We start from the raw sequence: 25,531 nt of genomic DNA, 5'->3' as shown, positions 1-25,531 counted from the left end.
CAGTGGCTCCAGGTGGATGGTCAGTCGGTGAACGAGACGTTGTACGTACGCAGCCACCGGTCGACCTCGATGAGTGGCAGCAGGAAGTGCAGGTTGTCGGCCATGGTCAGCATCTTGGTGTCCCCGTAGGCGAGTTCGCGCACCTTGGCACCGTCCAGCATTCCGGCCAGGGGTGAATCGCGGTCCGCCACGAGCGCGTCGAGGGCGGCACGCTGTGCCTCGGCGTGGGCCGGGGCGAAGGTCGCCGGGTAGCCGCTCTTGCGCCGCATCAGCACCGACTGCGGCAGCAGGTCCTCGGTGGCGGACCGCAGCAGACTCTTCTCCCGCCCGTCGGAGACCTTCATCTTCCACGGGACGTTCCATACGTATTCCAGGAGCGTGTGGTCGCAGAACGGGACCCGCACCTCCAGGCCGACGGCCATGCTCATCCGGTCCTTGCGGTCCAGGAGGTAGAGCAGCGGGCCCTGCAGGCTCAGGTGGAGGACCTCTCGCATCCGCGCCTCCAGGCCCGACTCCCCCGGGAGCCTCGGCACCCGGGACAGCAGGGTGCGGTAGCGGTCCTGCTCGTCGTCCTGCGGGCGGATCCGCGCGGTCACGTCGGGGGCGAGGCAGTCGGTGAGCCTGGGCGCATTGCCGAGCCAGGGGAAGGTGTCGCCGAAGACGCTCGCGCGGTCGAAGAACCACGGGTAGCCGCCGAACACCTCGTCGCCCGCTTCGCCGGACAGGGCGACCGTCGAGGTCTTCCGGATCTCCTGGAAGAGCAGGTACATGGAGGTGTCGAACTGACCGAGGCTGGGCATGTCGCGTGCCGCCAGCGTGGCGGGCACGTAGTCGGGCAGGACCGCCGGGTCCAGCGTCACCATCGTGTGGTCGACGCCCAGGTGGCGGGCGGCGGCCAGCGCGAAGGGGGTGTCCCGTTCGGGGCGCAGGGCGGTGGCGCGGAAGTCCTCCTCGGCGCCCTCGAAGTCGACCGAGTACGAGCGCAGCGCGTCCGGTCGGTTGCGGGCGGCGAGCGCGGTGATGGCGCTGGAGTCCAGACCGCCGGAGAGCAGGGAGCACAGCGGTACGTCGGCCACCATCTGGTGGGCGACGACATCCTCCAGGATCTCGCGCACCCGGCTCACGGTGGTGGGGTAGTCGTCCCGGTGCTCACGGCTGACCAGCCGCCAGTACGGGGTCTCGTGCGCCCCGGAGCGGTCGACGCGCACGAGGTGGCCCGGCTGGACCTGCCTCATGTCCGTGAACGGCGTCTCCCAGGGCATGGCCAGGCGCGGGTTGAACAGGATGGGCAGCTTCGCCTCGCTGGTGCGGGCGGTGAAGAGCGGGTTGGCGAGGATCGCCTTGGGCTCGGAGCCGAAGAGCAGCCCGCCCTGGTAGGCGTGGTAGTAGAGCGGCTTCACACCGAGCCGGTCGCGGACGAGGATCAGCTCCTCGCGCCAGGCGTCCCAGATGGCGAACGCGTAGATGCCCTGGAGCCGGTCCACGAAGCCGGCCCCCCACTCCAGATAGGCGTGCAGCACGACCTCGGTGTCGGAGGAGGTGCGGAAGCGGTGGTTGCGGCCGGTCAGTTCGGCCCGCAGCTCGCGGAAGTTGTAGAGCTCGCCGCTGTACGTCAGCACGACGGGCGCGTCGGAGCCCCGGCGCTGTGTCTCCATGGGCTGGGCGCCGCCCGCCGGGTCGACGACCGCGAGCCGGCGGTGGCCCAGGGCCACATGGGGGCCGAGCCAGATGCCGGAGTCGTCGGGGCCGCGCCGGTGCATCGAGCCGGTCATGGCCTCCAGGGTCGTGCGCTCGAGACCGAGATTCCGGGTGAAGTCGATCCAGCCGGTAATGCCGCACATCACAGAGCCCCTTCGCTGCGTTTGAGTACGTGGCCGCTCTGCCGGGCCGGCAGCCCGGTCAGGAAGGCGTCGAGATGGACGAGGCGCTGGCCGTCGACACCGGGGCACTGCCAGCGCAGGTCGAGCCGTGGCGGCCGCTCGTCGTCGTGGAAGTGGACGGCCTGGAGTGCGCCGCCCTCGTCGAGGGTGAGCATGGGGTTGGCGACCAGGAAGTCGCGCACCTCGGGGCTGTCGCGCAGGACCCGCACCAGCAGCCGCCGGTCGCGGAAGTGGTTGGGCGGCAGGGAGACGTGCGGGTGCATCTTCCGCTTGAACTGGAAGGTGCCCTTGCTGAGGAACGGCTCGCCCCCGGACAGGTCGACCCGGGTGAAGCCGTGCTCGGCGGCCCACTGGAGGATCAGGATGAACAGCGCCATGTAGGTGCCGGAGCGGTACGCCTCCTCCGAGCCGCCGTCGACCCCGGCGAGGCGGATGACCAGGGTGCGCCCCTCCAGCCGGCAGAGCATGCCGGCGACCCGGCGGCCGGACTCGCACAGGAAGAACATCGCGCCGTGCCGGAAGATGCACGTCCGGGCGCTCTCCTTGGCCTCCGAGCGGGCGGCGTCGCCGTGCCGGCGGCCCATGGTCGGCAGGTGCATGTGGTCGTAGAAGGAGTCGAAGTCGGCCTCGTCCCGCGAGACTTCGAGGGTGCGGACCCGGGAGCGCAGTTCACGGGCGTGCTGCTGGCGGGCCTTGCGGGAGATCCGCCGGAGCACGGCGGCAGCGGGGTCGTCCGAGGCGTCCAGGGGCACGGTCAGCGTGATCCTGAACGGCAGCAGCAGGCTGTGCCGCGGCAGTTGGGCGGGCACCCTGCGCCGGTGGTGGCCGACGGCGAGGATGTCCGTCTTCGCGGCGGCCCGGCCGTCCGCCAGTTCCGCCCAGGAGGTGCCGGTCCGGGTGCGGACCGAGGGGGTTCCGCGCCGCTGCTCCAGGAAGGGCAGTACGTACGTCAGCTCGTGCTCCAGGCCCGCGTACGCCAGCACCGGCCCGCGGCCCTGCGGCACCGAGAGGGTGAGCCGGGGCCGGGCCAGCGCCTCGGCCGCGCCCCGGGCCGCCCGGACGAGCGGACCGCCGCCGTTGTTCCAGACGTACCGCCAGGAGTGTGGGATCACCGACTCTCCACAACGTCGCCCGCTGTCAGACCGTGGCCCTCGGGCACCCCGGACAGGGACGGTTCGAGGGAGTCGACCCGGTTGTCGGCGTCCACGAAGACCACGCTGGGCTTCATCGAGCGGGCTTCCTCGTCCGTGACCTGGGCGTACGAGATGATGATGACGAGGTCGCCCTTCTGCACGAGCCGGGCCGCCGCGCCGTTGACCCCGATGACGCCGCTGCCGCGCTCGCCCTCGATGACGTACGTCTCCAGGCGGCTTCCGTTGTTGATGTCGACCAGGTGGATGAGTTCGCCGGGCAGCAGGTCGGCGGCGTCCATGAGGTCGGCGTCGATGGTGAGCGAGCCGACGTAGTTCAGGTCGCACTGGGTGACCGTGGCTCTGTGGATCTTCGACTTCAGCATCGTCCGGAACAAGGCGGGCGTCCTCTCGAATTCACTGCGGTTTCCATGGGGTTGGGCCGTGTCACTCGGTTGTCAGCAGGAGCCGCACCTCTTCGTCCGACATGCGCAGGATCTCCAGCGCCGCCGCCGCCCGCCCCTTCAAGTAGCCGCGCGGGGCGAGTTCCTCCAGCGCGGACGCCACACCGCTGGGGGTGGGGTCGGAGTACAGCGCCCTCAGCGGCAGGGTCACCGCGAGCAGGCGGTTGATCCGGACGAGGAGCCGGGCCGCGAGCAGGGAGTGGCCGCCGAGGGCGAAGAAGCTGTCCCGGGTGCCGACCGGGCGGGCCGGCGAGAGCACTTCGGTCCAGAGCGTGACGAGCAGCTCCTCCAGGGCGTCGCCGGGCGGCGGGCCGCCGGCCGCGGTGCCGGTCCCGGTGTCCGCGGGGGCGGGCAGCGCCCGGTTGTCGACCTTGCCGTTGACGGTCAGGGGCAGGGCGTCCAGGGCGACCAGCGCGGACGGAACCATGTAGTCGGGCAGCCAGGTGTGCAGCTCGCGCAGCAGGTCCTCCTCGGACGGCGCGGCGTCCGCGGGGGTGTAGTAGCCCACCAGGCGCTTGTCGCCGGGCACGTCCTCGCGTACGAGGACCGCGCAGCCGGTCACGCCCGGCAGGCGGGCCAGGGCGGCCTGCACCTCGCCGAGCTCCACCCGGAAGCCCCGCAGTTTGACCTGGTGGTCGCCTCGGCCGAGGAAGAGCAGCTCCCCGTCCGGGAGCCTGCGTACCTGGTCGCCGGTGCGGTAGAGCCGTCCGCCCACGGCACCGCTGAGGGTGTCCGGAACGAACTTCTCGGCCGTCTGCCCCGGGCGTGCCAGGTAGCCGCGGGCGAGGGCCTGCCCGCCGAGGAGCAGCTCCCCGGCGACGCCGACCGGGACGGGACGCAGCGCCTCGTCGACGACGTACACCGGGCAGCCGGCCAGCGGGCGGCCGATGGTGGGCGGTCCGTCGCCGGTGACGAGGCGGCCGGTGACGTTGTTCGTCTCGGTGGGTCCGTACACGTTGTACGCCCGCCAGGGGCCGGCGGCGAGGCTGCGCCACAGGCTCTCGGAGACCGCCTCGCCCGCGACGATCACCCGCATCGGGTGCGGGACCCGGCCGAGGCCGTCGGCGAGGACGAGCAGCTCGGCGTGGGACGGCGTGCAGTCGAGGATGTCGATGTGCTCGCGGGCGAGCAGTTCCACGAAGCGGTCCGGGTCCTCACGGACCTCGTCCGGGACGATGACCAGCGTGGCGCCGCGGAACATCCAGCCCAGCTGCTGCACCGAACCGTCGAAGAACACCGGCGCGTTCATCGTCACCCGGCGCGGCGGTTCGCCGTCCCGGCCCAGCAGCGTGCCCAGGGCGCGGAACATCCGGGTCTGGGCGCGGTGGCCCATGGCGACGCCCTTGGGGGTACCGGTGGAACCCGAGGTGTAGATCACGTACAGCAGCCGGTCGGGGGTGCCGCGGGGGGCGGGGCGCGTGGGCGGGTACGCCGTGAAGTGCTCGTCGGCGTCCAGGCGCAGCTCGGGGCAGTGGCCGGCGAACCGGCCCTCGTGCCGGGCCTGGGTCAGGACGGCGGTGGCCTTCGCATCCTTGAGCATGAAGCTCAGCCGGTCGGTCGGCAGCGACGGGTCCAGCGGCAGATAGGCGCCACCCGCCTTGAGCACGGCGAGGAGGCCCACGATCATCTCCACCGACCGCTCCAGGCAGAGCGCGACGACGGTCTCGGGTCCGGTTCCGAGCCCGATCAGCCGGCCGGCCACCCGGTTGGCGCGTTCCTCGAGCTCCCGGAAGGTCAGCGTGTCCGCCCCGCAGACCACGGCGACCGCCTCCGGCGTCCGGTCGGCCTGCTCCTCGAACAGCTCGTGTACGCACTTCTCCTCGGACAGGTCGAGGTCCTCGGCGTTCCACTCCACCAGGAGCTGTTCGCGTTCGGCGGTGCCGAGCATGTCCAGTTCCGGCAGCGGCGCGTCGATGTCGTCGGCCAGCGCCGTGAGGAGGCGGACGTAGTGCCCGGCCATTCGGCGGGCGGTCGCGGCGTCGAACAGGTCGGTGCTGTAGTTGAGCGCGCCCCTGACCTCGTCCCCTTCCTCCTTGATGTCGAGGGTGAGGTCGAAGCGGGCTGTCCGGGGGCGGATGTCGAGCACGTCGAGGGTCAGTCCGCCGCCCTGCGCCGATGAGGCGGGGAAGCTCTCGAAGTCGAACATCACCTGGAACAGGGGGCTGCGGCCGAGGTCCCGTTCCGGCTGCAGTTCCTCCACCAGCCGGTCGAAGGGGACGTCCTGGTGCTCGTACGCGTCCAGGCAGCCCTCCTTGACCCGGGCGAGGAAGGAACGGGCCGTCGGGCTGCCGGTCAGGTCGGCGCGCAGGACCAGGGTGTTGACGTAGAACCCGATGAGAGGGTCCAGTTCGCTGCGCGAACGGTGCGCCACCGGGGTGCCGACCACCAGGTCGTTCTGTCCGGTGTACCGGGCGAGCAGGAGCTCGAAGCCGGCGAGCAGGACCATGAACAGGGTCAGCCCCTCGGAGCGGCAGATCTCCCGCAGCCGGCCGACCAGTTCGGGCGGCAGGACGAATTCCTCGTCCCGGCCGTGGAAGCCGGGCTCGGCGGGCCGCGGCCGGTCCGTGGGGAGATCCAGCAGCGGGGGAACTCCGGCGAGCCGCTCGCGCCAGTGGTCGAGCTGGGCGGCGACCTGGGCGGAACCCTGCCGGTCCGCTTCCCACAGGGCGTGGTCGGCGCATTGCACGGGCAGTGCGGGCAGCGCCGCGCCGCCCGCATAGAGGTGTGCGAGCTCCTGGACCAGGATGCGCACCGACCAGCTGTCGAAGACGATGTGGTGGACGGTGAGCAGCAGTACGTGCTCGCTGGCACCGGTCCGGAGCAACTGGGCGCGCAGCAGCGGGCCTTCGGCCAGGTCGATGGGGACGAGGACGGCCGCGTCCACCCGGCGGCGCAGCTCCGCCTCGTCCAGCTCCGGTACGTCCTCGACGGGCAGCGGCACCGGGGCCGGGGCGGTGACGACCTGGTGCGCGGTGCCGTCCACCGCCGGGAACACGGTCCGCAGGGCCTCGTGCCGCGCGACGATCTCCGACAGGGCCGTGCGCAGCGCCTCCGGGTCCAGTTCGCCGCGCAGCCGGATCGTCAGGGGCAGGCGGTAGGCGGGGCTTTCGGGCTGGAGCTGGTCCAGGAACCACAGCCGTTCCTGGTTGGCCGTCAGGGGCACCGGCCCGGTGCCGGTACGCGGCAGGACGGGGTGCGTGGCGGCGGTGCCGGCGGAGTGGACGAGGGCCGCGAGGTCCCCGACGCGGGGGGTCTCCAGCACCGTGCGCGGTGTGATCTCGGCACCGAACTCGCTGCGGATGCGGGCGGCCAGCCGCATCGCCAGGAGGGAGTGGCCGCCGAGGGCGAAGAAGTCGTCGTCCGGTCCGATGTCCTCGATGTCCAGGAGTTCGGCGACCAGTGCGGCGGGCCGCTCATGGGCCGGGTCCGCGAAGCCGGTCCGGTTCCCGTCCGCCGGCCTGTCCGGGGCGGCGCCGGGGGCGGGCAGACGGTCACGGTCGATCTTGCCGATGCCCGGATGCCGCGGCATGGCGTCGAGGGTCACCACCGTCGCGGGGATCATGTAGGCGGGCAGCCGGCCGGCGAGCGCCGTCCTGATCTCCTCGGCCCGTACCGGTGTGCCGTCGGTGGTGACATGGGCGATCAGCCGTGCCGTGCCCGCGTCGCCGTGTGCGACGACCGCTGCCTCATCGATGTACGGCAGCCGGGTCAGGGCGTGCTCGATCTCGCCGAGCTCGATGCGGTAGCCCCGGATCTTCACCTGCCGGTCCAGGCGGCCCTCGTACTCGATGGCGCCGTCCGCGCGCAGGTGGACCAGGTCCCCGGTGCGGTACAGGCGCGCGCCCGTCTCGCCGCTGAACGGATCGGGCACGAAGCGCTCGGCGGTGAGGGCGGGGTGGCCCGCGTATCCCCGGGCGAGTCCGGTGCCGCCGATCAGCAGCTCGCCGCGGCCGCCGGGGGCCACCCGGCGCAGCTCCTCGTCGACCACGTAGGTCCGTACGTTGGTGATCGGCTCCCCGATGGGCACGGACGGCCCGTCGACCGGGCGGTCGGCCGCGTACGAGGTGGCGTTGACCGTGGCCTCGGTGGGTCCGTACACGTTGTGGAACGCGACGCCGGGCAGCATCTCGCGGCACCGCAGGACGAGTTCGTCGCGCAGCACCTCGCCGCCGGTGAGGATCCACCGCATCGCGGTGCCGTCGAACTGCCCGGTCTCCAGCAGGGTGGAGACCACCTGCGGGGTGAGGTTGACCGCCTCGACCCGGTGGGCGATCAGCAGGTCCCGCAGTTCGAGTCCGGCCGCGGTCAGGTCGGGCGGTGCCATGACCACGGCACCGCCGTTCGCCAGCGGGGCGTACAGGTCGATCATCGCCGCGTCGAACGCCGCGGAGACGCCCTGCAGGAATCGGACCGGGTGCCCGGCCAGCAGCTCGGTGGTGATCCAGCCCACCTGGTTGACGATCGCCTCGTGGGTCACCATCACACCCTTCGGGACGCCGGTGGACCCCGAGGTGTAGATCAGGTATGCGAGGGAACCGGGCAGCGCGTCGCCGGCGCACCGGTCGGCGGGTTCGTCGGCCGGTCGCGGCTCGTCCTGGTCCATGAAGATCACGGCCGGTGCGTGCAGGCCCTCGGCGAGGCCCTGCCGGGTCACCACGAGCCGTGCCCCGGCGTCCGCGAACACGAAGGCGGCCCGGTCGGCGGGCGTGAGCAGCGGATCGACCGGCAGGTAGGCGGCCCCGGCCTTGAGGACGCCGAGCATCGCGACGACCAGGTCCAGCGACCGTTCCAGGCACAGACCGACGACGTCCTCCCGGCCCATGCCCTGTCGGCGCAGCCGGTGGGCCAGCCGGTTGGCGCGTTGCTCCAGTTCCCGGTAGGTGAGCTTCTCGTCGTCGCAGATGACGGCGACGGAGTCGGGCGTGCGGTCGGCCTGGCGCTCGAAGAGTTCGTGCAGACAGCCGGCGGCGGGGCGTTCGTCGGTCACCGCGAGATTCCGTTCAGCTGGGAGAGAGGTGCGTCCGGGGCCCGCAGCATCTCCACGATCACCTGGGTGTAGTCGGCCAGCAGACGCCTGGCCGTGGCCGGTTCGAAGAGGTCCGTGCAGTACTCCAGTGCCACGGCGATCACGTCGTCCCGCTCCTTGACGAGCAGTGACAGGTCGAAGCGGGCCACGCCCTGTTCGGCGTCGAACTGGTCGACGGTGAGCCCGGTCAGCTCCGGTTCGTGGTCGGGGGTGTTGGCCAGGGCGAACATGACCTGGACGAGCGGGGAACGGCTGGGGTCGCGCGGCGGCCGCAGTTCCTTGACGAGCTCCGCGTACGGCATGTCCTGGTTGGCGTACGCGCCGATCGCCGTGTCACGCACCCGGTCCAGGACGTCGAGGACCGAGGGGTCGCCGCTCAAGTCGGTGCGCAGCACGAGGGTGTTGACGAAGAAGCCGATGAGCGACTCGATCTCGACGCGGTTGCGGTTGGCGACCGGGGTGCCGACGACCACGTCCTCCTGGCCGCTGTAGCGGGCGAGCAGGATCTTGAAGGCGGTCAGCAGGACCATGAACATGGTGACCTCCTCCCGCTTGCACAGCTCCCGCAGCCCCTCGGTGAGGTCCGCGGGCAGCACGGTGGCCTCGTGCACGCCCCGGTGCGACTGGACGGCGGGGCGGGGGTGGTCGGCGGGCAGCTCCAGGACCGGCGGCGCGCCTTCGAGCGTCTCGCGCCAGTAGTCGGCCAGGTCCTCCAGCACCCCGTCGGCGAGCCACTCCCGCTGCCATACGGCGTAGTCCCCGTACTGCACCGGAAGGTCGGGGAGCTTCGGACCGCGGCCCTCGGTGCGGGCCGCGAAGCACTCCTCGAGCTCACGCAGGAGTATCCCGAGCGACCAGCCGTCGAACACGGCATGGTGGATCGTCAGGACCAGGACGTGGTCCTGCGGCGCGACCCGGAGCAGACAGGCCCGCACCAGCGGGCCCTTCGCCAGGTCGAAGGGGGCGCGGGTCTCCTGTTCGGCGCGGGCGATCAGCGCCTGACGGTCCGCGCCCGGCATGTCCACCACGGACCACGGGAGGGCGAAGGCCTCGTCGACCACCTGGCGGGGCCTGCCTCCCACGGAGGGGAACGTGGAGCGCAGCGCCTCGTGCCGGGCGACGACGTCCTCCACCGCGCCGCGCAGCAGCCCGGCGTCGAGCGCGCCGCCCAGGCGCAGGACCAGCGGCTCGTTGTACGCGGCCGTGCCGGGGCGCAGCTTCTCGAAGAACCACAGGCGTTCCTGGGCGATGGCCAGTGGCAGCGGAGCGTCGCGCGGGGCGCGCGGAATGGCGAAGAAGTCGAACTCGTCGGGGCTGTCGGCGCCCGCACTCTCCACGGGCCGGCCGGCCAGCACGACGGGCAGGAACGCGGCGACGGTGCGCGCGGTGAACAGGGCGCTCAGCGGCAGGTCGACCCCGAAGGCGGAGCAGACCCGGGAGATCAGCGCGACGGCGAGCAGCGACTGTCCGCCGAGTGCGAAGAAGTCGTCATGGACGCCGATCCGCTGTGCGGGCAGGTCCAGGACGTCGGCGAACAGGTCGACGAGCTTCTGCTCCTGGTCGGAGCGGGGTGCGACGTAGGCGTCGTCGGAGCCGGAGCGCTGCTCGCCGGGGACGGGCAGCGCGTTCCGGTCGATCTTGCCGTTGGCGGTCTGGGGCAGTGCGTCGAGCTGGACCAGCAGTGCGGGGACCATGTACTCGGGCAGCCGTTCGGCCAGCCACTGGCGCAGCCCGGCCGTGCGGAGCTCGGGCTCGTGGGCCGTGATGTAGCCGATGATCCGGGCGTCGCCGGGCCGGTCCTCGCGCAGCACCGCGACGGCGCTGTCGACCTCGGGGTGCTGGAGCAGCACGTTCTGGATCTCGTTGAGCTCGATCCGGAAGCCGCGCAGCTTGACCTGGTGGTCGGAGCGGCCGAGGAACTCCATGCGGCCGTCCGGGCGGTACCGCACGATGTCGCCGGTCCGGTAGAGCCTGCCGCCGTCGCCGCCGTACGGGTCCGGCACGAAGCGCTCGGCGGTCAGGGCGGGCAGGCCGACGTAGCCGCGGGCGACGCCCCGGCCGCCGATGCAGAGTTCGCCGGGCACGCCGAGGGGAACGAGCTCCATGGCCCGGTCGACGACGTAGGCCCGGGTGTTGGCGAGGGGCCGGCCGATCGGGACGGTGGCACCACCGCCACAGGACCGGTCCAGGGCGGTGGCCAGGGACCACACCGTGGTCTCGGTCGGCCCGTAGACGTTGTGCACCCCGGCGACGAGCGGTAGCAGCCGGTCCAGCAGTTCCGGTGGCAGGGCCTCGCCGCCGCACAGCACCCGCACCTTCGGGTCGCCGGCCCAGCCGCTGTCCAGGAGCATCCGCCACAGCGAGGGCGTCGCCTGCATGACGGTGGCGCCGCAGGCGGTGATGAAGGGGCCGAGGAGGCGGCCGTCCGAGACGGTCTCGCGGTCGGCTAGTACGACGGTCGCCCCGCGGGCGAGCGGGCCGAGCAGTTCGAGCGCGGCGATGTCGAAGGCAGGGGTGGTGACGGCGAGCAGCCGGTCCCCGGGGCCGAGGCCGATGTCGTCGCAGAGGCCCTGGATGAGGTTGACGACGGCCCGGTGCTCGATCGCGACGCCCTTGGGCACACCGGTGGACCCGGAGGTGTAGATGACGTACGCGAGGGAGCCGGCGCCCGCCGTGTCGGCGGGGGCCGCCGTCGGCGACGGACCGTCGTCCCTCCGGTCGACGCTCAACGTGGCCGCGTCCTCGGGGAGTTGCGCGGCGAGCCGGTCCTGGGTGAGGACGAGGCGGGTGCCGGAGTCGCGCAGCATGTGTGCGAGGCGCGGCTGCGGCTGGGCGGGGTCGAGCGGGAGATAGGCCGCACCGGCCTTGAGGACGGCCAGCAGGGCGGTGATCAGCTCGGGGCCGCGGTCGCAGTACAGGCCGACGACGGACTCGGGGCCCACGCCCCGCTCGGACAGTCGGCGGGCGAGCCGGTTCGCGGCGGCGTCGAGCTCCCGGTAGGTGAGACCGACCTCGCCGTGGACGACGGCGGTGGCGTCCGGAGTACGGGCGGCCTGGGCCTCGAACAGCCCGTGCAGGGTCTCGGGGGCGCCGGGCCAGGTGCGCTCGGTGGCGTTCCAGCCCTCGGTCAGCAGGCGCCGCTCGCCGTCCGGGATCAGCGCGAGGGAGGAGGTCCGCGCGCCCGGCTCGGCGTCGGCCAGGGACCGCAGCAGCATCAGGTAGTGGTCCCAGAACCGCAGCACCGTCTCGCGGTCGAAGAGGTCGGTGGCGTACTCCAGACCGCCGACGACCTCGTCGCCCTCCTCCCGCAGGAACGCGGACAGGTCGAACTTGGCGACGCCCGGCTCGACCGAGAGCGGCCGGACGGTGAGTCCGGTCAGCTCCGGGTCCTGCTCGGGGGTGTTGGCCAGGGCGAACATGACCTGGACCAGCGGGGAGCGGCTGAGGTCGCGCTCCGGGCGCAGCTCCTCCACCAGCCGGGCGAACGGCAGGTTCTCGTTGGCGTACGCGCTGATCGCACTGGTCCGGACCCGGCTCAGCAGTTCGCTGACGGTGGGGTCGCCGCCGATGTCGGTACGCAGTACGAGGGTGTTGACGAAGAAGCCGATCAGCGGCTCGATCTCGGCGCGGTTGCGGTTGGCGATCGGGGTGCCGACGACGATGTCCTCCTGGCCGCTGTAGCGGGCGAGGAGTACGTCGAAGGCGGCCAGCAGGACCATGAACAGGGTCACGTCCTCGCGGGCGCACACCTCCCGGAGCCCGCTGACGAGGTCGGCGGGCACGGCCACCAGCTCGTGGGTGCCCCGGTGGGTCTCCACGGCCGGGCGGGGTCGGTCGGCGGGCAGTTCGAGGACGGGCGGCGCGCCGTCCAGGGCCTGCCGCCAGTGGTCGATCAGCTCCCGGAGGACGTCGCCGTCCAGCCAGTCGCGCTGCCACTCGGCGAAGTCCCCGAACTGGATGGGGAGTTCGGCGAGGGCAGGCAGGCGGCCCTCGGTGCGGGCCGCGAAGTACTCCGACAGCTCGCGGGTGAACACGCCCACCGACCAGCCGTCGAAGACGATGTGGTGGAAGGTCACGACCAGGACGTGGTCGTCCGCAGCCGAGCGCAGCAGGCAGGCCCGCACGAGCGGCCCCTTCGCCAGGTCGAAGGAGGTGCGCGACTCCTCCTCCGCCCGGGCCAGTACGTCCTCTTCGCCCAGCCCCGCCACGTCCACCACGGTCCACGGCAACTCCGCGTCGTCGCGGATCACTTGGCGCGGGCGCCCGGCCACCGAGGGGAACACCGACCGCAGCGCCGCGTGTCGCGCGACGACGTCGCCCAGCGCGGCGCGCAGCACCTCCGCGTCCAGCGCGCCGCTCAGGCGGAGGGCGAGTGGCACATGGTAGGTGGGCTGCTCGGGGTGCAGCTGTTCCAGGAACCACATCCGTTCCTGCGCGAGGGAGAGCCGGCTCTCGCTCCTCGCGGACTTTTCGATCGGCGCGTCACTGGGCCGGTCGAGCCCGCGGCTGCGGAGCAACTGCAGAAAGAGTGCGTCGCGGTCCTGGGACATGGCCAGGGCTCCTTTCGTCGTGCGCTGATGGACCGGCCCGGCCCGTCCTCGGGACGGGCCGCCGGGGTGGGGCGGACGGGCTCAGTCCGCCGTCTTCTCCCCCAGCGCCGAAGTCGCCAGGGCGACCACGGTCCTGACGGTCGGCTCCTCGAAGAACTCGCCCAGGGACACCTCGATGCCCAGGTGCTCGCCGACCTCGCTGACCATCTCGACGGCGAGCAGCGAGTGCCCGCCGAGCTCGAAGAAGCTCTCGTCCGGCCCGAACCCGTCGACGTCCAGGTAGGTGCGCCAGAGCCCGGTGATGAACGGTTCGACGCCGTCCTCGGCCGTGGCGGGTTCCTCGCGCCGGGCGCTCCTGGCCCCGCGTTCGCGCAGGACGAGTTCGCGGACGGCGGCCCGGTCGGTCTTGCCGCTGGGCAGGAGCGGCGGGCGCTCGCCCAGGAAGACCTGGTCCGGCACGAGGGCGGCGGGCAGCCGGCGCTGGGCGGCCCCGCGGACCTTGGCCGGGTCGACCACCGCGCCCTCCGCCGCGAAGACCATCGCGACGAGCGCCGGGCTGTCGTCGCCGACGACCGCGGCGACCGCGGCGACGACGTCGTCGTCCAGGGCCAGGACGCTCTCGACCTCTTCGAGTTCGACCCGGATGCCGCGCAGGTTCACCTGGAGGTCCGCACGGCCGCGGAACTCCAGGGCTCCGTCCCCGCGCCGTACGACGAGGTCGCCGGTGCGGTACATGCGCGCGCCCGCCTCGCCGCGATACGGATCGGGCAGGAACCGTTCGGCGGTGAGGCCGGGCCGTCCGAGGTATCCGGTCGCCACGCCCGGACCGGATACGTAGAGCTCCCCCTCGGTGCCGTCCGGCACCGGGGCGAGTGCCTCGTCGAGCACGTACAGCCGGGTGTCGTCGATCGACGTGCCGATGGGTACGGAGCCGGCCGCTTCGTCCGCCTCGTAACGGTGGAACGTCGAGTCGACGCAGGTCTCGGTGGGGCCGTACTGGTTGTAGAGGGTGGCGTCCGAGAGTGAACGCACCCGCTGTGCCAGGTCGTTGGTGAGGGTCTCGCCGCCGGAGAAGAGGACGGAGAGCGTGTCGCAGCCGGCGAAGGCCTCACGCCCGGTCACGCCGGCGAGCACGGACGGCACGAAGTGCGCGTGGGTGATCCGGAGCCGCCCCAGCGATTCGGCCAGCTCGTGGAAGTCCGGGTAGTTGGCGAGCTCCGGGGCGACCAGGGTGGCGCCGTGGGAGAGGGTGGCGAAGACCTCCCACGCGGAGAAGTCGTAGATGTAGCGGGTGTGGTGCAGGACGCGGTCCCCGGCGCCGAGCGGGTAGACCCGCTGGCCCCAGGCGACGCGGTTGGCCAGGGCCCGGTGCGGGATCAGTACGCCCTTGGGCCGGCCGGTGGAGCCGGAGGTGTAGATCACCGAGACCGGGGATTCGGCCGGAACGGGAACCGGGGGCTGCGACGTGTCGTGCGCGGAGTCGTCGAGCACGGGCAGGGCCGGAACGCCGAGCGTGGCGAGCGGGGCGGTGGCCCCGGTGTGCACCAGCAGCCGCGCGCCGGAGTCCTCGACCATGGCGCGCAGCCGGTCTCCGGGCAGTGAGGGGCACAGCGGTACGTACGCGGCTCCGGCCATCGCGACGGCGACGAGCGCGATGACGCCTTCCTGGGAAGGGCTCGCCAGGACGGCGACCGGTGCTCCGGTGGCGACGCCGTGGGCGCGCAGCCGGGCGGCGAGCGCTTCGGCCCGGAGGCCGAAACCGGCGTAGTCGAGGGCGCCTGCCGGGCCCTCGATCGCCGTGCTCCCGGGGGATTCGGCGATGGTCCTGCGTATCTGGTCCAGGACGGATCCGCTCATCGCTGCCCCCGCACGTAGTCGAGGACGTCGTCCAGGGCGGCGAACAGCACGTCGATGTCATCCCTGTCGTTGTAGAGATATCCGGAGACGCGGAGCACCTCGTCGTCGGTGAACCGGTCGACGAAGGGCTGGGCGCACAGGTGGCCGGTGCGGCACAGCACCCCGTAGGAGTCGCTGAGGATCTTCGCGATCTCCTTGAGGTTGTGGACGCCGTCGATGGCGAAGCTCAGGATCGCGGCGCGGTCGGCCGGCTCGCTCGGGCCGAGTATGCGCAGGTGGGGACGTTTGAGTGTCTCGCACAGCATGGCATCGGCGAGTTCGGCGTCGTGCCGGGCGAGTTCGTCGAAGCCGATGCCGCTCAGGTAGTCGATGGCGGCGTGCAGTCCGTAGGCCTCGGCAATGGCGGGGGTGCCGGCCTCCAGAGAGTGCGGGACCTTGCGGATCGTGTGGCTCTCGGCGTCCACCCAGTCGACGACTCCCCCGCCCAGGGCGGTCGGGCGCAGCTTCTGGAGGTGCTCATGGCGTCCGCAGAGCACGCCGATGCCGGTCGGGCCTAGCATCTTGTGCCCGGAGAAGGCCAGGAAGTCGATGTTCTCGCCGCCGATCCGGCGGTGCCCGGCGGACTGCGCCGCGTCGACGACGGTGAGCGCGCCGGCCTCCTTGGCCATCGCCGCCATCTCGGCGACGGGTGCGTAGACACCGGAGACGTTCGAGCAGTGGGTGAGTACGACGACGGCGGGGCGGGCCCGCAGGAGTTCGGCGTACCGGCCGAGGTCGACGGCCCCGGAGCGGTCGACGGGGATGGCACGTACGTCGGCCACCCGCCGCCACGGCAGCAGGGCCGAGTGGTGGGCGTCGAACGGGACGAGAACGATGTCGTCACGGGTCAGTCCGAGGCCCGAGGCCACCGTGTTGATCGACGCGGTGGTGTTGGCCGTGAAGACGACCTCGCTGCTGAGGAAGCCGGTGAACTGGGCGGTACGGGTCCGGGCGGCTTCGTAGTCGTCCGAGGCCTGCTCGGAGAGGAAGTGCTTGCCGCGGTGGATGTTCGCGCCGACCTCGTGGTAATAGCGGACCATCTCGTCCGTGACCTGGCGGGGCGTCAGGCTGGTGGCGGCGCTGTCCAGGTAGACGATGCGCCGGCCGTCGATGGTCTGCCGAAGGAGCGGGAAGTCGTCACGACATCGCTCGGCAGGCGTGGGCTCAATGCTCATTGCTCTCCCCCGTTGGAAGCCGGCTGAGTGACCTCTGAGACGCAGGAGGCGAATTTGCCCGTGCGGGCCGCCGGAATGTACGTCACCGACTCGATCGCGAGCGAGGTCGTCGTGCCCAGCATGTCCAGGAGGCGCTCGCGCAGCGCCTTCTCGTCGACCCGCGCCCCGGCGCTGGGGATGTAGCGGAACTCCATTTCCCCGCTTGCCGGTTGACGCAGCTGGTACACGTCGATGGTCAGGTCGGCGCCGACGGCGCGGTCCACGTCCCGGGGGCTGATCAGGGCCGGGGCGCCGTCCTTGACCACCTTGATCATGGTGGTCAGCCGGCCCTCGTGGGTGGCCTGCGGCAGGTCGCTGCCGCAGACGCACGGCTGCTCGCCGAGCGAGTAGATGTCGCCGGTGCGGTAGCGCAGGTGCGGGGAGATCCGGTCGCCGAGGCTGGTGGCGACGAGCTCGGCGCGCTCGCCCGGCCCGGCGGGCCGGCCGTCCACCAGGAACTCGGCGAAGAAGGTCCGGTTGTTGACGTGCATGCGCCCGACCGGGCACTCGATGGCCACCCAGCCGAGTTCGGTCATCGAAACGATCTCCGCCATCGGCATGTCGGCGCCGAAGAACTCCTGGAGCTGGCGGCGTGCGACACCGGTGACCAGGGTGTAGGTCAGGGCGACGGCCGAGACCTGCGGCGGCTTGAGCCCGCGGGCCTTCAACTGGCGTACCAGGAAGGCCAGGTGGGTCGCATCCGCGTAGAACCAGTGCGGATCGAACTCCTCGGTCTCGTCGATGGCCTGCTGCACCAGCTGGTCGGGGGTGGCGAGCACATCGTGCGACACCGGCAGGACCAGCGTCCCGTCCGGGAGCGTGCGGTCCTGGATCGTGGTGAACGGGGTCGCGCATTCGACGTCCGAGCAGTTCGGTGCCGCGTAGCGGATCGGGCGGTGCGAGCGGCACCGTGCCAGGGCCTCCCCCAGCACCTTGTTGGCCAGGAGGGTCGCCCGCATGCGTTCGGCCAGCGCGTAGGTATGGGTGATCGTGGTCAGCCGCTCACCACCGGTACCGGAGCTCTGGCTCTTCAAGGTCAGCGGATCTCTGAGTGTCTTGCCCCGGGCGAGTACGCCCTGGGGAAAGTTCCGCCGGTAATCGATCTTCTGCGTGGTCGGAATCCGGCGAAAGTCGTCCGCTGTCCGAACGTCCGCCAGGCTGATGCCCGCCTCATCGAGGTGTCCGGCAAAGAAGGGAACCTGCTCGTGGGCGAACGCAACCTCCGCCAACGCCTTCTTGAAACTGCTCGGCCGAAATCCGATGTCCGTCACTGATGCCAAAGCCGTGCTCCCACTTCTGAAAGCCCACTGATGTCAGGTCGTCCGGCACCGGCCGGCGTCACTCGCCCATCTGCCTGACGAGGCTCAACGGGCGCAGGTCGGTCCAGATCTCGCCGATGTGGGCGAGGCACTCGTCCTTGGTGCCGTGCGTGCCTTCGTCGGACCAGCCCGGTGCGAGTTCCCGGTCGACGGGCCAGATGCTGTACTGCTGCTCGTGGTTCACGACCACTCGGTAATCAGCCCCGGTCATCAGGAATTTCCTCCGTTATCACAAACGTGGTCTGGGGAAGCGGGATGTTCTCGAACATCTTCGCCAGATATGCCTGGAGCGATGCCGCGTATATGGCGGTGCTCTCGCTGTCGAGGACAGAGGCACTCTGCTCGGAAGAAGACGCGGAACCGGCAGCGGAGGGGCTCAGGGAGAAATACGTGTCCGCTGGAATACGGGAAGGAAGAGCGAAAGCGACATCGAAGTCACCATCTGCGTTTCCGGCCGACCAGGTTGTCCGCACAGCATATCCGAGGCGCTTTCCCAGCGTATGACATTCTTCTGGGTCGAGCCCGGATCCCGGTGCACGGGTATCGCGCAGTATTTCCATGACAGAACTCATGGACGCGCCCTCTTCGAGAGCCCGTAGGGCACCGGTCTCGCTCCTGACCCGCGCATTGGGTATGCCGTTCAGGCGCAGCAGGGCGGGATTCTCCCGGGTGAGGAAATTTTCCAGTTCGGCGATACTGCCGATCTCCGCTCCCCACGTCGGCCGGACCGAATTATCGAGTGGGAGCGCCCGGGCCGGACCGCGGCCGATGAGCACATCGTATCGATAGCGGGTCAGTTCATTGTGATGGATTCCACGGCGCAGCCGGACATCGACCAGGGAAACATCCTCGAACCGGGCCGGCAATCCGGTGAAGAACTCCGGGTCCAGGAGGAGCTCGCGCTCCTTCAGCAGCTGCTGTTCCATGGCGCGCCGGACGCTCTCGGCGGTGGCGCCGGGGCCGGACCGGTAGAGCTCGGCGGCGGCGTACAGGCTGTGCCGCAGTCGGCGGTTCCTGACGTCGCCCAGCAGGATGAACCCGCCGGGGGCAAGGGCGGCGAGAGCGCCCTCGATCACATCGGCGAGGTAGTCGGCGTCGGGAAAGTACTGGATGACCGAATTGAGGACGACGGTGTCGAAGTAGCCGGACGGGAGGCCAGTGAAATCGTGCGCCGGCTGGTTCCTCAGTTCGACCACGCCGCTGAGCTGCGGGTTTCTCCCGACGGCACGGGCCAGGATGTCCACCGCGTCGCGGCTGAGGTCGGTGGCCCAGTAGCTCTCGCACCGGGGTGCCACCCGGGAGAGGATCAGCCCGGAGCCGGCGCCCATCTCAAGGACCCGGCGGGGCCGCATCCCCAGAATGGTGTCGACCGTACCGGCACGCCACTCCTCCATCTCCGTGCGGGCTATGGGCTGCCGGTCGTAACTGCTGGTCCATTCCGAGAAGTTCTCACCGAATTCCTGAGAATCCGGCTGAGCCTCATAGACCGAACCGTAAATCATGCGCCACTCGTCGAGGCGACGCTCCTGAACGGATCTGCGCATCTTCTGCAGTGCGCGTTCGGCCGGGACCACCGATACCTGAAGGCGTTGCCCGCCCCCACCGTCCGGCTCTTCCGCAATGGCCACCTTCGCGACGCCCGCATGCCGTAAGAGAGCGGATCTAATGTTCCGAGGATCAAACCCTAAGCGGGTGCGACTCCCCCGGCCTATACGACCATCCCCACTCAAGCTCGCCCCCAGTTACTCAAGCTTTCACGAAGTCGAAATAAACGTGGGCCCAGTGTTACTTCGGGCCAGAAGCCCTGTCAAGCATCGACCTGTGGCACCGGCATACGCCCACCGCGCAAACGGAACGGTTAATTCATTTCCACTTCGGCCCGTACGTCCCCCTTCACCCGTTTACACCCATTTGGAACCATCGCCGGAAACCCCTTGACGTGCCACTACGAACTACGCCAAGATCTTTCTCCGTTACGGAGAATGTCCCGCATCCGCCCCGCAGCGGCACAGTCGCAAGGAACGGCCTAATGGACTTCAGCCTCTTCTATTTCTCTGCCGATAGTGCCGGAAGCGAACAGGACCGCTACGAGTTACTCCGTGAAGGTGCGCGGTTCGCCGACACACACGACTTCTCAGCGGTATGGACACCGGAACGCCACTTCCATCAATTCGGTGGGCTCTACCCGAACCCGGCGGTGACCGGCGCGGCCGTCGCCGCCATGACGGAGCGGATCGGGATCCGGGCCGGCAGCGTCGTGGCCCCGACCCACGAGCCGGCCCGCATCGCCGAGGAGTGGTCCGTGGTCGACAACCTCTCCCGCGGCCGGGTCGGTGTCTCCTTCGCCTCCGGCTGGAGCGCCATCGACTTCGCCTTCACGCCCGACAACTATCCGCGGCGCAAGGACCTGATGTTCGAGTACACCCAGGAGGTCCGCCGACTGTGGCGCGGCGAGCCGCTGTACGTACTCGACGGGGCCGGCGACCCCACCGAGGTGAAGGTGTTCCCGCCGCCCGTCCAGCCCGAGCTTCCGGTCTGGATCACCAGCAGCGGAGACGTGGACACCTTCCGGCGCGCGGGGCAGATCGGTGCCGGACTGCTCACGCATCTCCTGGGGCAGGACCCCGACGAACTGCGCGGCAAGATCGAGGAGTACCGCGCCGCGTTCCGTGAGGCCACCGGCGGCGGCCGCGGCCATGTGGCCCTGATGGTGCACACCTTCCTCGGCGATGACGAGGACGCGATCCGCGAGCAGGTCCGGGGCCCGCTCTCCGACTACCTGCGCAGCTCCCTCGACCTGTTCGTGGGCTCCCGCAGCGTCGCCGCCCTCAAGCTCGACCCGTCGGCCATGCGCTCGGCCGATACCGACTTCCTCGTCGAGCGCGCCTTCGAGCGGTACTTCAACGAGAGCGGCCTGCTCGGCAGCGTGTCCAAGGCACAGCGCGTCGTCGAGCGACTGCGCGGAACCGGGGTGGACGAAATGGCCTGCCTGATCGACTTCGGACTGCCCAACTCCGATGTCCTCGACGGTCTCAAGCACCTGGACCAGCTCCGCCTGGCCTGTACCGCCTGATGCCGGCCCAGGGGGAAACGTCGCCGCACGGGCCGACCGTCGCCGTCATCGGAACCGGCGGGCTGGCCCGCGCGGTCTGTTACGCGCTCGCCGCGGGCACCCGGCCCGTCCAGGTCCTGGTGCTGGGCCGCGACCCGGTGAAGACCGCCGAGATCTGCTGGATCAGCGGCGCCCGCGCGATCGGCACGGGCGACAGCCCGCCCGCGGTCGCCTTCCGGCCGGTGACCGTCGACCCGGCCGCCGCCGGAGCACTTGCCGAAGCCCTCGCCGAGGCCCGCCCCGCGGCCGTCCTGGTCGCGGCCTCCCTCCAGTCGCCCTGGGAGCGGATCAGCGCCCCGTCGGCCTGGACCGCGCTGATCCAGCGTGCCGGCTTCGGGCTGACCCTGCCGCTCCAGGCGGTGTTCGCGCGAGAGACGGGCCGGGCACTCGCCGAGCACCACCCCTCGGGATGGCTGCTCAACGGCTGCTTCCCCGACGCCGTGAACCCGGCCCTGGCCGGCCTCGGCATCGCCCCGCTGTGCGGGATCGGCAACGTGGCACTCACCGCCACCGGTCTCCAGGAGGCCCTCGCCCTCCCCCAGCGGCACCGGCTGCAGGTCCTGGCCCACCACCTGCACCTGCACTCCCCGCCGCCCGGCGTCGAGGAGGTCCGCGCCTGGGTCGACGGGGAGCCCGTCCCCGGGGTCGCCGGCCTGCTCGGACAGCAGCGCGCGGCCTCCCGCGCAGAGCTCAACCACGTCACCGGATTCGTCGCCGCCCGGCTGCTGACCGAACTGCTCGCGGGGCACGAGGTCCGGGCGAACCTGCCCGGCCCGCTGGGCCTGCCCGGCGGCTACCCGGTACGGATCACGGCCGACGGCCCCACCCCGCGCGTCGAGCTGAACCTGCCGGAGCAGGTGAGCCGCGCCGAGGCCGTCGCGTACAACGAGCACGCCGCCCGCCACGACGGCGTCGTCATCGAGGACGGCCGCGTCCACTTCACCCGCACCGCACCCGGTGACCTTCCCTCCGAGCTGTCCGGCGGATTCCCCGTCACCGACCTGGAGGAGGCCGCCCACTGCCTGGCCGCCTTCCGGGACCGCCTGCGCGACCGCGCCTGAGGGCCGCCCCTCAGAGCCCTCACCACCTACCTAGGAGCCAGCATGTCCGTGACCAGCTTCGACGGGTCCGCTTCCGCACGGTCGGCCAACCTCATTCTCGACCACTACGCCCAGGTCGGACGGGCGATCGGGGGGATCGTCGGCGACATCGGTCCGGCACGCGACGACGCCGCCTCGTTCAAGCCCGGCTTCCGGCTGCCCGAGCTCGACGACGACCTGCGGCGCTTCTTCGCCGCCGCCACCGTCGAGTGGCACGAGCTGGGCGGCTACGGCGAGCACCGCCTGCACCTGATGGACCTGACCGGCAACCCCGGCACGGGCACCACCAAGACATTCCCGTCGCTGCTGATGGTGGCGCGCGCGGTCGAGTACATCCGCCGCTACGACGAGAGCGTCACGATCTTCTCCCCGACGTCGGCCAACAAGGGCACCGCACTGCGCGACGCGGTACTGCGTGCCATCGACGCCGGTCTGGTCACGCCGGAACAGCTGCGCGTGGTCATCGTCGCCCCGGCCTCCTGCCGGTCGAAGCTGCGCGACAGCCGGCTGTCGCAGGACCCGACGCTGCGCGCGCTGAACCCGATGTTCCTCTACACCGGACAGGAGTCCGAGCAGGTCAAGGCCGTCGGCCGGGAGTTCGTCGACATGTACGCCACCGAGGCGTCCAAGCACCTCGACACCCGCCTCTGGTACTCCCTGGAACTGTCCAACTACCTGGTCGCCGACACCGCACGGGCCTTCTTCGAGCAGCGGGCCCTCCCGGACGGCGGGGCCGGCCGGGTCCACGCGCACGCCGTGTCCAGCGCCTTCGGCCTGCTCGGCTACCACGAGGGCCGCGCCGCACTGGAGCGGGCCGGGCTGGCCGACGAGAGCGCCCGGCCGGAGAGCCTGCTCGTCCAGCACCTGGGCACCCCGGACATGGTGCTGAACCTGGCGCACGGCGACTTCAGCCGCGACGGCATGCCCGCCTACGAGCTCAGGGACGGTCTGTACCACCAGTCCGCCGACCCGCGCTTCCCCCAGGTCACCGCCGACCCCGGCGAGGTGCTCGACCCGACCTTCTACACCCACCGTCCGGTCACCTCGCCCGCCATGAACGAGCTGATCCGCCGGTACGGCGGCAACGGCATCGTGGTCTCCGGCGAGGAGTGCCGGGAGCGCTACGAAGGGCTGCGGGACCGGCTCTCCGGCACCGGCTGCGCACTGCCCGCGGACCCCGCGGCGCTGCGTGAGCAGTCACTGGTCATGGCCCTGACCGGAGTGATGAACGCCGTCGACCGCGGCCTGATCGGCGGCACCGGAAAGGACATCGTCGTGCACGGATCGGGTGCCTACTCCACGTCCGACTACCAGCCACTGGAGCACTTCACCGAGATCTCCGGCCCGCAGGACATCGCGTCCGCCCTCTGCGGCCGCGCGTGATGTCGCGAACGCCGGACGAACTCCGGCTCCTCGCCGCGGATTTCTGGCACTGGCGGGCGGCGACCGCTCCCGACTCCGGCGACGACCTGCCGCGTCTGGAGCGCCCGCCCGGCTGGGCACCCGACTGGTCGGCGGGCGCCGTCGCGGACCGCCGACGGCGCATGGAACAGTGGTACGAGCGCCACCGCCGCCTGGACGTCGCCGATGAACCGGTCTCCGTACAGGTCGACTTCCGCCTCCTGGGATGCGCGCTCGACCGGGTGCACTGGGAGCTGGAACTGCTGCGTGGCTGGCAGCGCGATCCCTGTTTCTACATCGACCAGAGCCTGGTCCCCGTCTACAACCTGCTGCTGGTCTCCACACCGTTCACGGCCGAACGGACGGACGCTGTGGTCCGGTTGCTGCACCACGTGCCGCAGGTGCTGCTCCAGGCGCGGGAGAACCTGGCGGACACCGCGGCCAAGCCGTTCGCGGTGGCCGCCCTGCGCAAGCTCGCCGACGCCGACAGCGCGCTCACCACCGCGATGAGCGCACTGGTCCCGTACCTGCCGGCCGCGCAGGCGGCCGGTCTGCCCGCCGCCGCCGAGCGGGCCGCCACTGCGGTCCGGGAGTTCGCCGGCTGGCTGCGCGAGGCCCTCGACGGGTTCAATGCCGAGGGTGCGGCGGGGCGTGCGGCCGTCGAGTTCCTGCTGCACCGCGTCTCGCTGCTGCCGTACGGTGCGGACCGGCTGCGCGAGCAGGCCAAGCAGGAGTGGACCCGCGCCGTGGCGACGGAAGCCGTTCTGCGGCAGCGGCTGCGCGGCCACGCCGGGACCGAGAAGCAGCACAGTGCGGCCGAGCAGCTCACGCTGGCGCGGACCCAGGAGCACGAGATGCGCCGCTTCTACCGCGAGCGCGGTCTCCTGGGCCAGCCCGAGTCCCTGCGCCATTACCGCTTCGCGGTCTGCCCTCCCTACCTGGCCCCCCTGACCTGGCTCGGCGTCCCCGACGACCTGACCTCGCCGTCGCGCGCCCATGAGGACGCCGTACGTTACGTCCCCGCCGATTCGGACACGGAACTGCCGTACTTCGAACGGGCCGCGGCGATCGACCCCCGGACGGCGATCGTCCACGAGGGCGTCCACGCTCAGCAGTTGGCCCTCTCCTGGGCCCACCCGAATCCGGCTCGCCGGCACTTCTACGACTCCGTGCCCAACGAGGGGGTCGCGTTCTACAACGAGGAGTTGATGCTGCTCTCGGGCGCCTGCGACGCCAGCCCGACCGGCACCGAGTTCATCGCCAACGCCATGCGCCTGCGATCGCTGCGGGTCGAGATCGACCTCGGTCTCGCCCTCGGCGAGCTCACCATCGACGAGGCCACCGGTCTGCTGTGCCGACTGGTGCCGATGGACGAGGCGACGGCCTGGGCCGAGGCGGTGTTCTTCCTCGGCAACCCGGGCCAGGGGCTGAGCTACCAGACGGGAAAGCTGCAACTCCTGGAACTGCTCGCCGAGGCGGCGGGGCGGGACGGCTTCGGCCTGGAGGAGTTCCACGACCGGCTGTGGCGGGAGGGGAACACTCCCTTCGCGCTCCAGCGCTGGGAGCTGCTCGGCCTGAGGGATCAGCTCGACGCGGCGGACCGCCTCGCCGGCGCCACCGGTGACTGACTGACCTGGGGGCTGTGTCACGGCCGTTCGCCCGTTCCGATGAACCCCGGACCTGTCGGCGTCGTCCCGGCCCCGGGGCTGGGACGCTGCCCCCATGGCGCAGTTCGAGCAGTTGCACAGCTCCGTCCCCGGCATCGCCTCCGTGATCGAGCGGATGCGCGCGTTCAGTTCCGCCTGGGCGCCGGTGGGCGGGGCCGAGGACGGGGTGGCGGTCTTCAACCGCATCTATCTGGCGGTCACCGAGACCGTCCGGCAGCAGATCGACGGCGGCGCGTTCCCCGACCGGCGGGCCGCCGAGACGCTGGATGTGCGGTTCGCCGAGCGCTATCTGTCGGCGGTCGACGCCTCGGCGGCGGGAGAGCGGACGCCCGACTGCTGGCATCCGCTCTTCCGGTACCGGCACCGTCCCGGTGTACGGCCGCTGCAGTTCGCCCTGTCCGGCATCAACGCGCACATCGGCCACGACCTGCCGCTCGCCGTCGTGGACACCTGCCGCACGCTCGGCTGCGCCCCGCCCGATCTGGAGGAGGAGTACGACCGGGTGGGCGATCTCCTGCTGATGCTGGAGGAGCGGATCCGGGAGGACCTGATGCCGGGCCCCGACCTGCTGGAACTGGCGGACCCGCTCACTCATCTGTTCGGCTCGTGGAGTCTGGAACGGGCCCGCGAGGCGGCCTGGTCGGCGGCGCTGGTGCTGTGGCGGCTGCGTGACGTGCCTTTGCTCGCCGAGGAGTTCCGCCGCCGCCTGGACGCGGGGGCCGGTCTTGTGGGGCGCTTCCTGCTCACTCCCTGCCGCTGAGAGCGCCCCGTC

The 25,531-nt window shown here is 71.2% G+C and carries 15 protein-coding genes; 5 read left to right on the top strand and 10 right to left on the bottom strand.

The genetic code is table 11. The features are described 5' to 3' along the window. Positions 1-20: 20 nt before the first annotated feature. From asnB to OG842_RS32555, 10 genes are all read right to left on the bottom strand, one after another. Positions 21-1,841 (bottom strand): asparagine synthase (glutamine-hydrolyzing), encoded by a 1,821-nt coding sequence (gene asnB, locus OG842_RS32600; RefSeq protein ID WP_266735769.1) that lies wholly within the window; start codon positions 1,839-1,841, stop codon positions 21-23. Beyond that, positions 1,841-2,992 (bottom strand): GNAT family N-acetyltransferase, encoded by a 1,152-nt coding sequence (locus tag OG842_RS32595; protein WP_266735771.1) that lies wholly within the window; start codon positions 2,990-2,992, stop codon positions 1,841-1,843. Before OG842_RS32595 ends, asnB begins: the two co-directional genes overlap by 1 nt. Then, entirely contained in the window at positions 2,989-3,408 is a 420-nt protein-coding gene (gene panD / locus OG842_RS32590) for an aspartate 1-decarboxylase (protein WP_266735773.1), read from the bottom strand. The genes OG842_RS32595 and panD overlap by 4 nt, the downstream gene beginning before the upstream one ends. A 49-nt stretch (positions 3,409-3,457) precedes the next feature. Next, positions 3,458-8,461, bottom strand: coding sequence for a non-ribosomal peptide synthetase (locus OG842_RS32585; RefSeq protein ID WP_266735775.1), 5,004 nt, complete (start codon positions 8,459-8,461; stop codon positions 3,458-3,460). Beyond that, positions 8,458-13,050 (bottom strand): non-ribosomal peptide synthetase, encoded by a 4,593-nt coding sequence (locus OG842_RS32580; RefSeq protein ID WP_266735778.1) that lies wholly within the window; start codon positions 13,048-13,050, stop codon positions 8,458-8,460. The genes OG842_RS32585 and OG842_RS32580 overlap by 4 nt, the downstream gene beginning before the upstream one ends. An 81-nt stretch (positions 13,051-13,131) precedes the next feature. Further along, positions 13,132-14,907, bottom strand: a complete 1,776-nt coding sequence (locus OG842_RS32575) for a non-ribosomal peptide synthetase (RefSeq protein WP_266735780.1) — start codon at positions 14,905-14,907, stop codon at positions 13,132-13,134. After that, positions 14,904-16,121 (bottom strand): aminotransferase class V-fold PLP-dependent enzyme, encoded by a 1,218-nt coding sequence (locus tag OG842_RS32570; protein ID WP_266735782.1) that lies wholly within the window; start codon positions 16,119-16,121, stop codon positions 14,904-14,906. The genes OG842_RS32575 and OG842_RS32570 overlap by 4 nt, the downstream gene beginning before the upstream one ends. After that, on the bottom strand, positions 16,118-17,194 hold the full coding sequence (locus OG842_RS32565; RefSeq protein WP_328512584.1) for a hypothetical protein: 1,077 nt from the start codon (positions 17,192-17,194) through the stop codon (positions 16,118-16,120). The genes OG842_RS32570 and OG842_RS32565 overlap by 4 nt, the downstream gene beginning before the upstream one ends. 304 nt (positions 17,195-17,498) lie before the next feature. Then, on the bottom strand, positions 17,499-17,690 hold the full coding sequence (locus OG842_RS32560; RefSeq protein WP_266735786.1) for an MbtH family protein: 192 nt from the start codon (positions 17,688-17,690) through the stop codon (positions 17,499-17,501). Further along, positions 17,677-19,107 carry a class I SAM-dependent methyltransferase gene (locus OG842_RS32555; protein WP_266735788.1) on the bottom strand — a complete coding sequence of 477 codons (1,431 nt, stop codon included), beginning with the start codon at positions 19,105-19,107 and terminating at the stop codon, positions 17,677-17,679. The genes OG842_RS32560 and OG842_RS32555 overlap by 14 nt, the downstream gene beginning before the upstream one ends. A gap of 401 nt (positions 19,108-19,508) precedes the next feature. Here OG842_RS32555 and OG842_RS32550 point away from each other — a divergent pair, with 401 nt between their 5' ends. The 5 genes from OG842_RS32550 (at position 19,509) to OG842_RS32530 (ending at position 25,519) form a co-directional block, all read left to right on the top strand. Continuing rightward, positions 19,509-20,552 carry a MupA/Atu3671 family FMN-dependent luciferase-like monooxygenase gene (locus OG842_RS32550; protein ID WP_266735790.1) on the top strand — a complete coding sequence of 348 codons (1,044 nt, stop codon included), beginning with the start codon at positions 19,509-19,511 and terminating at the stop codon, positions 20,550-20,552. Next, complete coding sequence (locus OG842_RS32545; RefSeq protein ID WP_266735792.1) at positions 20,552-21,652, top strand: hypothetical protein; 1,101 nt, start codon at positions 20,552-20,554, stop codon at positions 21,650-21,652. The genes OG842_RS32550 and OG842_RS32545 overlap by 1 nt, the downstream gene beginning before the upstream one ends. A gap of 42 nt (positions 21,653-21,694) precedes the next feature. Further along, complete coding sequence (locus tag OG842_RS32540) at positions 21,695-23,074, top strand: DUF6002 family protein (protein ID WP_266735794.1); 1,380 nt, start codon at positions 21,695-21,697, stop codon at positions 23,072-23,074. Then, on the top strand, positions 23,074-24,720 hold the full coding sequence (locus OG842_RS32535; protein ID WP_266735796.1) for a DUF885 family protein: 1,647 nt from the start codon (positions 23,074-23,076) through the stop codon (positions 24,718-24,720). Before OG842_RS32540 ends, OG842_RS32535 begins: the two co-directional genes overlap by 1 nt. Positions 24,721-24,814: 94 nt before the next feature. Beyond that, positions 24,815-25,519, top strand: coding sequence for a DUF5995 family protein (locus OG842_RS32530; RefSeq protein WP_266735798.1), 705 nt, complete (start codon positions 24,815-24,817; stop codon positions 25,517-25,519). Positions 25,520-25,531 lie beyond the last annotated feature (12 nt).

The sequence above is a fragment of the Streptomyces sp. NBC_00376 genome (genome assembly GCF_036077095.1).
GTDB lineage: Bacteria > Actinomycetota > Actinomycetes > Streptomycetales > Streptomycetaceae > Streptomyces.
This window is presented reverse-complemented; position numbering and strand designations above follow the sequence as displayed.